The sequence below is a fragment of the Sulfitobacter sp. W002 genome (assembly GCF_025142135.1).
GTDB lineage: Bacteria > Pseudomonadota > Alphaproteobacteria > Rhodobacterales > Rhodobacteraceae > Sulfitobacter > Sulfitobacter profundi.
This window is the reverse complement of record NZ_CP081126.1, coordinates 1,743,103-1,756,580: the sequence shown is the minus strand read 5'-3', so window position 1 is coordinate 1,756,580 and position 13,478 is coordinate 1,743,103. Positions and strand designations below refer to the sequence as shown.

The window sequence follows — 13,478 nt, the reverse complement described above, 5'->3', positions numbered from 1 at the left end:
CCATGACCGCCACTATTCTGGAAAAAATCAAAGCCTATAAGCTGGAAGAAATCGCCGCTGCCAAGGCCGAAAAGTCGCAGGCTGACATGGAGGCCGCCGCCCGTGCAGCACCGCCCGTGCGCCCCTTTGCGCAGCGCCTGCACGAAGCTTCCCGCGAGGGCTATGGCCTGATTGCCGAGATCAAGAAAGCCAGCCCGTCGAAAGGGCTGATCCGAGAAGACTTCGAGCCCGCCGACCTTGCCCGCGCTTATGCCGCAGGCGGCGCGACCTGCCTATCGGTTTTGACCGATACGCCTAGTTTTCAAGGTGCGAAAGAATTCTTGGTCGAGGCTCGTGCGGCCTGCGATCTTCCGGTGCTGCGCAAGGATTTCCTTTACGACCCCTATCAAGTCGCCGAAGCGCGCAGCCTTGGCGCGGACTGCATTCTGATCATCATGGCCTCTGTTTCTGATGCGCAGGCCGCCGAGTTGGAGCAAGCCGCACAGGACTGGGGCATGGATGCGCTGATCGAAGTACATGACGCCGCCGAGCTGGCCCGCGCCGAAAAGCTAACGAGCCGGATGATCGGGATTAATAACCGTAATCTCAATACCTTCGAGACCTCTCTTGATGTGACACGTCAACTCTCGGAAGCGGTGCCGCCCGATCGGATGCTGGTTTGTGAATCCGGCCTCTACACCCCTGCGGACCTCGCCGATATGGCGGTTTATGGCGCGCGCTGTTTCTTGATCGGCGAAAGCCTCATGCGGCAAGAAGATGTCGAACAGGCCACCCGCGATCTACTGGCCAGCCCCCTCATCCCGGGAGGCATGTAATGGCCCTGACGCATTTCGACGCCGAGGGTGACGCGCATATGGTCGATGTCTCGGACAAGGCCGTCACCTCTCGCGTGGCCAAGGCCGAAAGCTACATCAAGATGGCACCCGAAACGCTTGAAATTATTACCGAAGGACGGGCCAAGAAAGGTGACGTTCTGGGCGTCGCAAGGCTTGCTGGGATCATGGCGGCCAAGCGTACGGCGGATCTGATCCCGCTTTGCCACCCATTGCCGATCACGAAAGTCAGCGTTGATCTAACGCCCGACGCCACCCTACCGGGCATCCGGATCTCGGCCACCGTCAAGACCACCGGTCAAACGGGCGTAGAGATGGAAGCCCTCACTGCCGCCTCGGTCACCGCGCTCACGGTCTATGACATGGCGAAAGCGGTAGATAAGGCGATGGAAATTGGCGGCACGCGGGTCACATTGAAAGACGGTGGCAAATCAGGCCGTTATGAGGCGACATGATCAGCGTTGAAGCGGCAATTGCGGCTGTTCTAGACCTCGTCACCCCGCTAGAAACCGAAGAAATCGCTCTGCGGGCCGCAAATGGCCGCGTCTTGTCACGACCCGTGATGGCGCAGCGTAGCCAACCGCCCTTTGCCGCGTCCTCTATGGACGGCTACGCACTGCGCCGGGCTGAGGTCGAGCCGGACGCGATGTTCAAGGTGGTTGGCGAGGCCGCGGCGGGCCATGGCTACGCAGGTACGCTCCGCGCCGGGCAAGCCATCCGCATCTTCACAGGCGCACCGATCCCCGATGGGGCCGATTTCGTGGTGATCCAAGAGGATGTCACCCGGCGCGGCAACCTTATCACCCTTGGCCACCGCATTGATGACAAAGACAATATCCGCCCTGCGGGGGGTGATTTTGCTGAGGGGGAAGAGCTCACCGCCCCGCGCATTCTGCGCCCCGCCGACGTGGCATTGCTCGCCGCGATGAACGTCGCGAAAGTGCCAGTTGCCCGCAAACCTGTCATCGCGATCCTCGCCACAGGGGATGAATTGGTACAACCCGGCGAGAGCCCCGGCCCAGACCAGATCATCGCCTCCAACAGCTACGGCCTTGCCGCGATGTTCGAGGATGCAGGCGCCGAGGTGCGTATGTTGCCCATCGCGCGCGACACCGCGGCCTCGCTCAAACAAGCATTCGCCCTGGCCCGCGGTGCGGATCTTATTGTCACGATCGGCGGCGCTTCGGTGGGCGATCACGACCTGATTGCGCCGGTCGCGGCAGAGCTCGGCATGGAGCAGGCTTTCTACAAGGTCGCCATGCGCCCGGGCAAGCCCCTGATGGCAGGCAAAATCGGAGCGTCCGCGATGATCGGCCTGCCGGGAAACCCAGTTTCTGCAATGGTTTGCGGGGCTGTCTTCGTGTTGCCCATGCTGCGGCGGATGTTGGGGCTGCAAGACCTACAAGCCCCCCTGCGCGAAGCGCCCCTCGGGCGCGGCATTGGCCCGAATGGACCGCGAACGCACTATATGCGAGCCCGGCTTCGCGATGGAGCGCTTTATCCGGATGATCGGCAGGATTCATCCCTCCTGTCTGTCTTGGCGCAGGCCGATGCATTGATGATCCGTCCGCCCGCGGATCCAGCAAGGAATGCCGGAGATATGCAGCGGTACATTTTGATTTAACGCCCGCAGTGGTTGACACAAAGCAAGAACATCCCTAGAACAAAAGCAATAAAAGCTTCAGGGGCCGTGCCATGCTGACCAAGAAACAACTCGATTTGCTCTCCTTCATTCATCAGCGCGTGCAGCGCGACGGCGTCCCGCCGAGTTTTGATGAGATGAAATTGGCACTCGATCTCCGGTCAAAATCTGGCATTCACCGTTTGATCACGGCACTGGAGGAACGCGGATTTATCCGGCGGCTTGCCCATCGTGCCCGCGCGATCGAAGTGGTCAAACTCCCTGAAAGCCTCGGCGGTGCGCCCGGTTTTGCCCCGCGCGTGATTGACGGTGATCGCCCCGACCCCCCGCCGCCGCCCGCAGCACAATCGGTCACGGCGCAGCACGCCTTTGATGTGCCGGTCATGGGCCGGATCGCTGCCGGTGTTCCGATTGAGGCGATTTCACAAGTCTCGCATAGCGTTACGGTTCCCGGTGGAATGATCGCTGGTCAAGGCGAGCATTACGCGCTTGAGGTGCGGGGCGACTCGATGATTGAGGCAGGCATTAATGACGGCGACATCGTGGTGATCCGGGAGACATCTGTGGCCGACAACGGTGATATCGTGGTCGCGTTGGTCGAGGATCAAGAGGCGACGCTGAAACGTTTTCGTAGGCAGGGGTCTTCGGTCGCGTTGGAAGCGGCGAACGCGGCTTATGAAACCCGCGTACTGCCTTCGGATAAGGTTAAGGTTCAGGGCCGACTGGTGGGATTGATCCGTACCTACTGACGCTTTGGCCTGCTGTTCCACAAACGCAGGCCGGCACGGTCCCTAGCGGTGGTGATCCGCCAACCTTGCGCCGATTTGGTTAACGCCAATGCGCCGGTTTCACGTAGGCGAACGGGATCATAGATCGGGCAGCCCCAAGTCTGGGCTGTCGTTATCTCGACAGATGCCACCACGATATCTTCCGGCTGACAGCCGGTAAATGCGGCGACCGCCCGTTTTCCTGAAAGGTGGATAATTCCAGCCTCTTGCGCGGCCCACCTTTGGGCGGCCATAGCCTGATCGACACCGTCGCCGTCATTTTCCAACCAATTGCGGGCAACAAATCCAGCACCCCGTTCTTTGCTGAGCGCCCTGCCCGCCGGAGTCATTACACCCACCAGCGTCCCAGTATCGGCGACAAGCACATCGGGGCGCGTGGCTCCCTGCCAAAGAGCGAATGACAGCAGCATCGCGGGCGCGCCCAACCAGCGCATGCGGCCTTGCCACAGGATGAGCCATAGAAATCCAAGCGACAGAAGCGGCAGCACCCATCCCCCCGGCCCCGGCACGAAACTGCGCGCGCCGGGCAGATGCGCCACCAGATCCGCGACCGATAGTATCCACCTCAGGCCGAGCCCCATGGCCCAAAGCGGGAGCCCCTCGCCCCCGATGGGCGCGAGGATGGCGGCCAGCACAGCGGCGGGGATGACCAAGACGCCCATCAACGGGACCGAAAGCAGGTTTGCTACAAGCCCGTAATGGGCGACCGTGTTGAAATGCGCGGCGGAGATCGGCGCGGTGGCGAAACCCGCAACGGCTGAAGAGATTACGACAGCAGCGACCGGGCGAAGGCGCTTGGGGATGACCTCACCCTCGAAATCGCGCATCCAGCCAAAGACAGCGACAAGCGCTGTGGTCGCGGCGAAGGACATCTGGAACCCCGGCCCCATCAGCGCCTCGGGGCGCAGGGTCAGCACGATGATCCCCGCCACGGCGACGGCCCGCAACGAGATCGCCCGCCGCCCGATCATCAGCCCGCATAAAGCGACGGCGCACATGATATAGGCCCGCTCGGTCGCGACATTCCCGCCCGAGAGCGCGAGATAGCCCGTGGCGGCGATAAGTGCAGCCGCCGCCGCGATGCTGCGGCTGGGCCACCCTGTGGCCGAGACCGGATGCAGAGCAAGGATCAACCGCGCCGCGCCAAAGACCACCGCGCTGAGCAGCCCCATGTGCAGCCCCGAGATCGCCAATAGATGCGCCAGATTGCTGCTGCGCAGGTTTTGTAGCGCGGCTTGCGAAATGGCGCTGCGGTCGCCGGTGGTGATGGCGGCCGCAAAACCGCCAATGTCACCGGGCAGATGCGCGCGGACCCGTGCCGATGCGGCCATGCGCAGCCGAAACAGGGCCAGACCGGGGTCCCTTTCGGCTGGTTCTGCGATGCCCAATAGCGGCACCCGGGCATAGCCGACCGCCCCCAGCCCCGCGAACCAAGCGTGGCGCTGAAAATCAAATCCGCCGGGCTCAACCGGGCCCGCGGGCGGCGACAGATGCGCGGTGGTCATCACCTGCATGCCCGGCTTGGGCGCAACCGCGCCGGGGAGTTTCGAGTGGAGCGAGACCCGGACCCGGCTCGGCGTCCGCGCGGGCGGCACACGCTCCAGCCGGACCTGATCAAGCGTGATACGCGGCGCATCAGATTGACTGCGGTCAAGCGCCACGACACGCCCTTCGACAGCGCCGTAGTAGCGCCAGCCGAGCACGGGGGCGCTTATCGAATGCGCCCGAAACGCCGCGAGGAGCAATCCCAGCAGAACCAAGGCCAAACCGACCGCGAAGGGTGCAGTGACTTCAGGCAATGCCCGCGCCACAACCGCAAGCGCGGCGACGGCGAGTGCGGTGGCCCAAAGCAATGGTATCGAAGGCTCCGCCGCCAGCGAAAAATACCATCCGATCCCCAAGGCGAGACAGACCGGCACCCAGCCGAACAGATGCCCCCGCTGGCGCAGCATCACGGTGCTGAACTGGTTCCAAAGGCCCATGCTTGCCCCCGCGGATCGCACTGGGTAGACAGACTTCAAATCCTAGGACCGGTAGGGTTACCAAATGGTAAACGCCGCTCCGAGCACAATATCTCTGACCGAAAGGCCCACCGCCATGAACGCCCCTGTTGTGACCCGTTTCGCCCCGTCTCCTACCGGGTTCCTGCACATCGGCGGGGCCCGTACCGCCCTGTTTAACTGGCTTTATGCCCGTGGCCGTGGGGGTAAATTCCTGCTGCGCATCGAAGACACCGATCGCGCGCGTTCCACCCCCGAGGCGACGGAGGCGATTCTCGCCGGCATGTCTTGGCTGGGTCTGGATCACGACGGCGAAATCGTCAGCCAGTTCGAAAACGCCCCCCGCCACGCCGACGTCGCACACGAGCTGCTTGCGGCGGGCAAAGCCTATAAGTGCTTCGCCAGCCAAGAAGAAATCACCGCATTCCGCGAGGCCGCCAAGGCCGAGGGACGCAGCACGCTCTACCGCTCGCCCTGGCGCGGCGCCGATCCGGCAAGCCACCCCGACGCGCCCTACGTGATCCGCATCAAGGCGCCGCTGGAAGGCACCACCGTGATCCGCGATCAGGTGCAGGGGGATGTGACCATCCGCAACGATCAGCTTGACGATATGGTCCTGCTGCGCTCGGACGGCACGCCGGTCTATATGCTCGCCGTGGTGGTGGACGATCACGATATGGGCGTGACCCATGTGGTGCGCGGCGATGACCACCTCAACAACGCCGCCCGCCAGATGATGATCTATGAGGCGATGGGTTGGGACGTGCCGGTCTGGGCGCATATCCCGCTGATCCACGGCGCGGACGGCAAGAAGCTGTCGAAACGTCACGGGGCCTTGGGGGCGCAGGAATATCAGGTAATGGGCTACCCGGCAGCGGGGATGCGCAACTACCTTGCCCGGCTGGGCTGGAGCCACGGGGACGATGAATTTTTTACCGACGCGCAGGCGCAGGAATGGTTTGACCTTGACGGTATTCGCAAAAGCCCCGCGCAGTTCGACCTGAAAAAGCTCGAAAATCTTTGCGGCCAGCATATCGCGCAGGCCGATGATGCCGCGCTGCGGCGCGAAATCGAAGCCTATCTGGAGGCCGCAGGTCAGCCTGCCCTTACGGCACCCCAAGCGGAGGGTTTGGAGCGGGCGATGTATTGCCTCAAAGATCGCGCGAAGACATTCCCGGAACTGCTTGAAAAAGCGACCTTTGTCTTGGCCGAGCGCCCGATCACTCCGGATGAGAAAGCGGCAAAGAACCTCGATACGGTATCCCGTGGCATACTGTCGGAATTGACGCCGCAATTGCAAAATGCTAGCTGGAACAAAGAAACGCTGGAGGAGGTACTGAACGGCTTTGCTGCCGCGCATGACACCAAATTTGGCAAGCTGGCGGGGCCGCTTCGGGCGGCTTTGGCTGGCAGGGCAGTCACCCCATCGGTTTTTGACATGATGTTGGTGCTGGGGCGCGATGAGACCCTTGCCCGACTGACGGACGCCGCGGCCTAAGTTTTGGTTCACCACTTCTTTGGGCGGCAGGTATAACTGAACGGGACAGCCCCATTTGGGGCTAGGCCCAGACGGCGGGGAGCATCTCCGCAGCCTACATTCGGGAAGGGATTTCATGACCAATAACAATAAAACCGCAACGCTGACGATCGACGATCAGAGCTTTGAGCTGCCGATTCACAGCCCCACCGACGGCCCCGATGTTGTCGACATCCGCAAGCTTTACGCTCAGGCGGGTGTCTTTACCTACGACCCGGGTTTCACCTCGACGGCGGCCTGCGACAGCACGATCACCTTTATTGATGGTGACGAGGGCGTGTTGCTGCACCGTGGCTACCCAATCGAGCAATTGGCGAGCAAATCGCATTACCTCGAAGTTTGCTACCTGTTGCTTTACGGTGAACTGCCCTCCCCCAAGGCGCTCGAAGATTTCGAATGTCTGGTGACCAACCACACCATGCTGCACGAGCAGATGATGAACTTCTTCCGTGGGTTCCGTCGCGACGCGCATCCGATGGCGATCATGGTGGGCGTGGTCGGCGCGATGTCGGCCTTCTATCACGACAGCACCGACATCAACGACGAGCATCAGCGCGAAGTCGCCACGATCCGCCTGATTGCCAAGATGCCGACCATCGCGGCGATGGCCTATAAATACACCATCGGTCAGCCCTTCGTCTATCCGCGCAACGATCTGGACTATGCGTCGAACTTCCTGCGCATGTGCTTTGCCGTTCCGGCCGAAGATCACGAGGTAAACCCGATCCTGAGCCGCGCAATGGACCGGATCTTTACCCTCCACGCCGATCACGAGCAGAACGCCTCGACCTCAACCGTGCGTCTGGCGTCTTCTTCCGGCGCGAACCCCTTCGCTTGTATCGCCGCTGGCATCGCTTGCCTTTGGGGTCCGGCGCATGGTGGCGCAAACCAAGCCTGCCTCGAGATGCTGAAAGAAATCGGCACGCCCGATCGCATTCCTGAGTTCATCGCCCGCGCCAAGGACAAGAACGATCCCTTCCGCCTGATGGGCTTTGGCCACCGCGTTTACAAAAACCACGACCCGCGCGCGACCGTGATGAAGGAAAGCGCCGACGAGGTTCTGGAGCTGATGGGTGTTGAAAACAACCCGATCCTTCAGGTCGCCAAGGAACTTGAAAAAGCGGCATTGGAAGATCCGTATTTCGCGGAGAAGAAACTCTTCCCGAACGTGGATTTCTATTCCGGCATCATCCTCGAAGCCATGGGCTTCCCCACATCGATGTTCACTCCGATCTTCGCGCTGGCGCGGACCGTGGGCTGGATCTCGCAGTGGAAAGAGCAGATCAGCGACCCGCAGCTTAAAATCGGTCGTCCGCGTCAGCTTTACCTTGGTGAAGACAAGCGCGACTACGTCGATATCGAGAACCGCTGAACCAACCGTCAGTGACATAGCAAACGCCCCGGACTTCCGGGGCGTTTCGCATTTTGCCCCGACCCTGCAAACGGCACGCGCATTGGCCGTTGTTGACCCTAGGGCAACAATTGAGATGCAATGCGGCACGCAAACATCCCGGCTCCGAATCGCGTAAATCAACGTCTCTTCTCGCGACGTAAGTAATGGCCCTGAAAAACAGTGAATGTTTCCAAGCGTTTTGCCAGTTGCGAAACACCAAGGCGCAAATTACGGCCAAATTACGGCACTGTTTCGCCCCGCGTGACAATGGCCCAGTCCCGCTTGACGGGAATCCCCCTGCGACGATACCCTCACATCAAGAGGCCTCTTCGGGGTGGGAAAGGCATCATCGCGGCACTGCATTGAGGGTTTTCCCCTCTCGCGGTCCGGCTGGAGTCCGCCCCAAAGGTAGATGACATTTGGCAGCTTAGCAGCCCGCCCGCGACGAAGGAAAGCACGATGACCGGATCAGAACGGACCAAAGGGCTTCGCTGGGACTGCGCCACAGGTCTGACGCCCGCCAAGGCCAGTGAAATCCCCGGCCCTCAGGGAGCCCTGGTGCCCGACACGCTGCATGATTGCGATCAGATCGCGGTGGTCTATGACAAGGGCCAGACCCCGCCACGGATCACCATCGCGCAGGTGTCGAACTCCGTACATACGGTTTTGGCGGATGGGGTCGCGGTGGCTGTGGTGGCGCGGGCCAATGGCCCGGCACCTTCGGCAAGCGATGTGCTTTTGGTCGAGCGGAGCTGCTAGCCTTACCGCCCCTGAAACTTGGGGCTGCGCTTTTGGGTAAAGGCCGTGACCCCTTCGGCAAAGTCCTGTGACTTTCCGCAGCGGCCCTGCGCTTCGGCCTCCAGCGACAGTTGATCCTCCAACCCATTGTCCCAAGACGCGCGGATCGCTTTCTTGGCCTCTGCATAGGCAGCTGTGGGACCGGCGGCCAGTTGCGCGGCCTTGGCGCGCCAATGGGCGTCGAATTCGGCATCCGGTACGGCTTGCCAGATCATGCCCCAGTCATCGGCCTGCCGCGCGGTGATCTTATCGGCGAAAAGGGCCGCGCCCATCGCCTTGGCCATGCCCATCTGGCGCGGCAGCGCATAGGTGCCGCCCGCGTCAGGGATCAGGCCAATGCGGGTGAATGCCTGCATAAAATAAGCGCTCTCAGTGGCAAAGACGACATCGGCGGCCAACGCGATATTCGCCCCCGCCCCCGCCGCCGGACCGTTCACGGCGGCGATGGTCGGCACGGGGCAGTTGATAATGGCGCGCAGCAGCGGGGCATATTCTTCGCGCAGCGTTTTCTCCAAATCGGCGACGCCGCCTGCCCGGTCGGCCAAGTCCTGCCCCGAGCAAAAGGCCCGGCCCGCCCCTGTCAGGACCACGACCCGCGCCGCGCGCCCGCCTTCGGTCACCGCATGGGTCAGCTCTGCCCGCATTTGGGTGGTCAGCGCATTCATCTTGTCGGCGCGGTTCAGCGTGATCAGCGCGACATCATCGGTCAGCGCATAGGTGATCGTTTCATAGTCCATCTTGCTATCCTTGATTGCTTGGCCGCAGCATATCAAAGCAAGTTGTCACTGCCAGTACAACGGCGCGTCAGCGGTCGAGAATATCGCGCAGGCGGGCTTCTTCCTCGGGCGAGAGTGGGGCCTCGGTCGGGGTTTTGCTGCGCGCACGGCCACGCAGATAGACCACCCCGAGCCCTCCGGCCAACAAAAGCATCAGCGGTCCCGCGCCCCACAGCAGCCAATTGGCCCCCGTGGCCTGCGGGTTCAGCAGGACATATTCACCGTAGCGGTCGACGATGAAATCCACCGCTTCCTCATCGCTGTCGCCTGCCACTAACCGTTCGCGCAGCAGTATTCGCAGATCGCGCGCGAGGCTTGCGTTGCTCTCATCGATGCTTTCGTTACGGCAAACGAGGCAGCGCAGACCTTGGCTCAGCTCCCGCGCTCGGGCCTCCAATGCGGGATCGTCCAACACCTCGTCAGGCTGAACCGCCCAAAGCGGGCTGGCGAGCAAGGCCAAGATCAGCAGCAGTCGCTTCATTCCGCAGGCACTCCCGCAGGTTGCTTGCGTGCGCCCGCCGCGACACGGAAGCGCCGGTCGCTCAGGCTCAGTACCCCGCCAAGCGCCATCAGCGCACAACCGATCCAAATCCAATTGGTCATCGGTTTGATATAGGTCCGCACGGCCCAACCGCCGCCGTCCTGCGCATCGCCGATCACCACATAGATGTCCCGCGCGAGGTTATAGTCGATCGCCGCCTCGGTCGTCGGCATCTGCGCCACGGGGTAGAACCGCTTTTCGGGCCGCAGGGTCGAGATCACATCGCCTTCCTGCGCCAGCGTGATCTCGGCCATAGTACTGAGGTAGTTCGGCCCCCTGACTTCACTCACGTCGCGGAGGGTTAGCGTATAGCTGCCCACATCAAAAGGCTCATCAATCCGGGCCACGCGGATGTCATCCACGGCCCAAGCCATCAGCCCCGCGATCCCGGCCATGGTGATGCCCAGCCCGCCATGCGCCGTGGCCTTGCCCCAATCAGCGCGCGGCAGACGCCGTAGACGGCGCAACTTACCCGGGCCGCGGCCCAAACGCTGCATCACATCCACCGCGGTGCCCATCAGCAGCCATGCCCCAAGGAACATGCCCACAGGCCCCAACAGCCCGCGTCCGGACTGCATGGCAAAGGCCAAGCCCCCAAGCGCCAGCGCCAAAAGGAAGACATAGCGCAGCGGATATAGCGCTCTCATGATCTTGGCCCGTTTCCACGGCATCGCGCTGCCGATCGGCAGGATCAGTCCAAGCGCTACCATGAAAGGAGTAAACGCAGCGTTAAAGAATGGCGGGCCGACACTGAGTTTGCGGTCAAGGAACATCTCGGCCACCAGCGGCCACATGGTGCCCACGAAAACGACGAAACAGGCCACAGCCAGCAGCAGATTGTTCACCACCAAGGCGGTCTCACGGCTCAGAAGGCCAAAGACGCCCTTGGCCTCAAGCGCCGATGCGCGCAGCGAGTAGAGCACCAGCGCCCCGCCGGTGAAAGACCCCAGAATGGCCAGAATAAAGACCCCGCGCTCAGGGTCGTTGGCAAAGGCATGGACGGAGGTCAGCAGACCAGAACGCACGATAAAGGTGCCGATCAGCGAGAAACCGAAAGCAAGGATCGCCAGCAGGATGGTCCAGCTTTTCAAGCTCTCGCGTTTTTCGACCACAATCGCCGAATGCAACAGCGCCGCCGCCAAAAGCCAGGGCATGAAGCTCGCATTCTCGACCGGATCCCAGAACCAGAAACCGCCCCAGCCAAGCTCATAATAGGCCCACCAAGACCCGAGCGCGATGCCGATGGTCAGAAACACCCAAGCCGCCAGTGTCCAAGGTCGGACCCACCGGCCCCACGCCGCGTCCACGCGCCCTTCGATCAGGGCGGCCACGGCAAAGCTGAAGGCCATGCTGAGCCCGACATATCCCAGATAGAGAAATGGAGGATGGAAGGCTAAACCCGGGTCTTGCAGCAGCGGGTTCAGGTCTTGGCCATCAAAAGGCGGCGTGCCCATGCGCAGAAAGGGGTTCGAGGTGAAAAGGATAAACGCCAGAAAAGCCACGCCAATCGCGGCTTGGACCGAGAGCACCCGCGCGCGCAGCCGCGGCGGCAGATTGCCGCCAAACCACGCGGCCATGGCCCCGAAAAGCGCCACGATCAGCACCCAAAGCAGCATGGAGCCCTCGTGATTGCCCCATGTCCCGCTGATCTTATACAGCATCGGTTTGGCGGAATGGCTGTTGGCCACCACCAGTTGCAGGCTGAAATCCGAGGTGATGAAGGCCCACATCAGCGCGCCAAAGGACAGGGCAATCAGGATGAACTGCGCCGCCGCCGCCGGTTCGGCCATCGCCATCCAAGCAGCACGGCCCCGCCAAGCGCCCCACATCGGCACCACCATCTGTACAAGGGCCACGCCAAAGGCGAGCACAAGCGCGAAATGTCCAAGCTCTGTAATCATGGGGCGGACTATAGGGGGCCTAAGCCCCCTAAGCCATGGCAAATCAAACGTGGAAAACGGTCAATCGGTCGCAGTCAGGCGCGGCTGCGGCGCCATGCATCTAGGGCCGGATTCTCTGACGGCGTGACTGCGGCAAGGGCCAAGCGGCTGTCGGCACCGGTGTCGGCCATATGGGGGCTATCTGCGCGCAACGCGCGCAGCGTCTCGATATTCTCGACCACCTGCGGCACCCGCGCGATGGTGCCCACGATGGCGCGCTGAAACTCCTGCGATTTCATCTGCTGCCGCGCCCCGAAGTAGAAGGAAACGATCACGCCCAACAGCCACCAAAGCGGCTCTGGCACCAGCGCAATGCCCTGCATCCGTTCGGCAAACCACAAAGGGTTAACCATGGCCGTGACGAACAGCCCCAAGGTGCCGAGCGCAAGCATCGGGCGGGGCAAACGGTTGATCCCATCCATGAAGCGGTCAAAGCCGCCTTGCCGAGCTTGGGCGAACTCCGCCCCATATTGCGCCATCGCTTGGCCCTGCACCGCATGGGCGCGCTGCGCCCCGGCCTCGGCATTCTCGCGGAACACTTCGACCGTGTCGCGGATGACATTGCGCTCGCCGCCGAATACAGTCGTAAAGATACGTTCGATCAGCCCCATTGTGCCACCCTCCGTGCGAAATCTGTGTCGCTCATGTGATATTGCGGTGCGATGAACTCTTCGGCGCGGCGAATCCAGCCGCCCTTGCCGCCTGCCCGGCTGCGCGCGTATTTGCGGCTGGCGGGGCGACGGTCGGCGAGACGGAAGTAGTAGTTGCGCCGCGCGATGCCGTAGGCGTCGACCAGATGATCGGGTGCGGCCTGCCATGCGGCTTGGGCGGCGCGGATTGTCTGCGGCCCGATGGCCCCGTCAACACCGATCTCCTGCCCCATCTCGCGCAGCAAGCTTTGCAGGATCTTCACCGCATTGCTGCCCGCATTGACATACATGTCAAAAACGCTCGGCTGCAACGGCGCGGGCAATTCCGCGATGCGCGGAGCGTTGAAGTAATGTCTGACAAAGATATCCACTGCCTGGGCGCGGCTAAGACGACGCACGTCGGCCACATCGACCGCCCCATCCCCCGTCAGGTCCAGTCCCAACCGGCGCATGGTATGGATCGTCACCCCGAATTTCGTCGCCCCGCCGGGGTCATCGGGATCATTCACAAAGCCGCCCTCCCGGGCGACGATGGCGTTGGCGATCTCTCGGACGGTCTGCATCGCGGGCTCTCCTGTCT

At 62.2% G+C, this 13,478-nt stretch carries 13 protein-coding genes; 7 read left to right on the top strand and 6 right to left on the bottom strand.

All coding sequences use genetic code 11. From position 1 onward, the window contains the following. The first annotated feature begins 2 nt into the window (after positions 1-2). From trpC to lexA, 4 genes are all read left to right on the top strand, one after another. Positions 3-815, top strand: a complete 813-nt coding sequence (gene trpC, locus K3758_RS08650; RefSeq protein WP_120350946.1) for an indole-3-glycerol phosphate synthase TrpC — start codon at positions 3-5, stop codon at positions 813-815. Continuing rightward, the gene (gene moaC, locus K3758_RS08645; protein ID WP_259943970.1) at positions 815-1,288 is read left to right on the top strand and encodes a cyclic pyranopterin monophosphate synthase MoaC; all 474 of its coding nucleotides are present in this window, start codon (positions 815-817) and stop codon (positions 1,286-1,288) included. Before trpC ends, moaC begins: the two co-directional genes overlap by 1 nt. Next, the gene (gene glp, locus K3758_RS08640) at positions 1,285-2,457 is read left to right on the top strand and encodes a gephyrin-like molybdotransferase Glp (RefSeq protein ID WP_259943968.1); all 1,173 of its coding nucleotides are present in this window, start codon (positions 1,285-1,287) and stop codon (positions 2,455-2,457) included. Before moaC ends, glp begins: the two co-directional genes overlap by 4 nt. A 71-nt stretch (positions 2,458-2,528) precedes the next feature. Beyond that, positions 2,529-3,224, top strand: coding sequence for a transcriptional repressor LexA (gene lexA, locus K3758_RS08635; RefSeq protein WP_259943965.1), 696 nt, complete (start codon positions 2,529-2,531; stop codon positions 3,222-3,224). Here the strand turns inward: lexA and K3758_RS08630 are convergent. Next, positions 3,218-5,245 (bottom strand): ComEC/Rec2 family competence protein, encoded by a 2,028-nt coding sequence (locus tag K3758_RS08630; RefSeq protein WP_259943963.1) that lies wholly within the window; start codon positions 5,243-5,245, stop codon positions 3,218-3,220. The genes lexA and K3758_RS08630 overlap by 7 nt on opposite strands. A 115-nt stretch (positions 5,246-5,360) precedes the next feature. Between K3758_RS08630 and gltX the strand changes: the two genes are divergently transcribed. From gltX to K3758_RS08615, 3 genes are all read left to right on the top strand, one after another. Continuing rightward, positions 5,361-6,761: a glutamate--tRNA ligase gene (gltX, locus tag K3758_RS08625; RefSeq protein WP_259943961.1), complete on the top strand. Its 1,401-nt coding sequence runs from the start codon at positions 5,361-5,363 to the stop codon at positions 6,759-6,761. A gap of 115 nt (positions 6,762-6,876) precedes the next feature. Continuing rightward, positions 6,877-8,172: a citrate synthase gene (locus K3758_RS08620; protein WP_067626303.1), complete on the top strand. Its 1,296-nt coding sequence runs from the start codon at positions 6,877-6,879 to the stop codon at positions 8,170-8,172. 480 nt (positions 8,173-8,652) lie between these two features. Beyond that, positions 8,653-8,952, top strand: a complete 300-nt coding sequence (locus K3758_RS08615) for a hypothetical protein (protein WP_120350941.1) — start codon at positions 8,653-8,655, stop codon at positions 8,950-8,952. Between the two features lie 2 nt (positions 8,953-8,954). Here the strand turns inward: K3758_RS08615 and K3758_RS08610 are convergent, their stop codons facing one another. The 5 genes from K3758_RS08610 to K3758_RS08590 form a co-directional block, all read right to left on the bottom strand. Then, positions 8,955-9,728: an enoyl-CoA hydratase-related protein gene (locus K3758_RS08610; RefSeq protein ID WP_259943954.1), complete on the bottom strand. Its 774-nt coding sequence runs from the start codon at positions 9,726-9,728 to the stop codon at positions 8,955-8,957. A gap of 67 nt (positions 9,729-9,795) precedes the next feature. Next, positions 9,796-10,248, bottom strand: coding sequence for a cytochrome c-type biogenesis protein (locus K3758_RS08605; RefSeq protein ID WP_120350939.1), 453 nt, complete (start codon positions 10,246-10,248; stop codon positions 9,796-9,798). Beyond that, positions 10,245-12,209, bottom strand: a complete 1,965-nt coding sequence (locus K3758_RS08600; RefSeq protein WP_120350938.1) for a heme lyase CcmF/NrfE family subunit — start codon at positions 12,207-12,209, stop codon at positions 10,245-10,247. The genes K3758_RS08605 and K3758_RS08600 overlap by 4 nt, the downstream gene beginning before the upstream one ends. Positions 12,210-12,283: 74 nt before the next feature. Beyond that, complete coding sequence (locus K3758_RS08595) at positions 12,284-12,859, bottom strand: holin family protein (protein ID WP_259943950.1); 576 nt, start codon at positions 12,857-12,859, stop codon at positions 12,284-12,286. Further along, a complete protein-coding gene (locus K3758_RS08590) occupies positions 12,850-13,461 on the bottom strand; it encodes a holin-associated N-acetylmuramidase (protein WP_259943947.1) in 612 nt (203 codons plus the stop codon). The genes K3758_RS08595 and K3758_RS08590 overlap by 10 nt, the downstream gene beginning before the upstream one ends. Between the last annotated feature and the right edge of the window lie 17 nt (positions 13,462-13,478).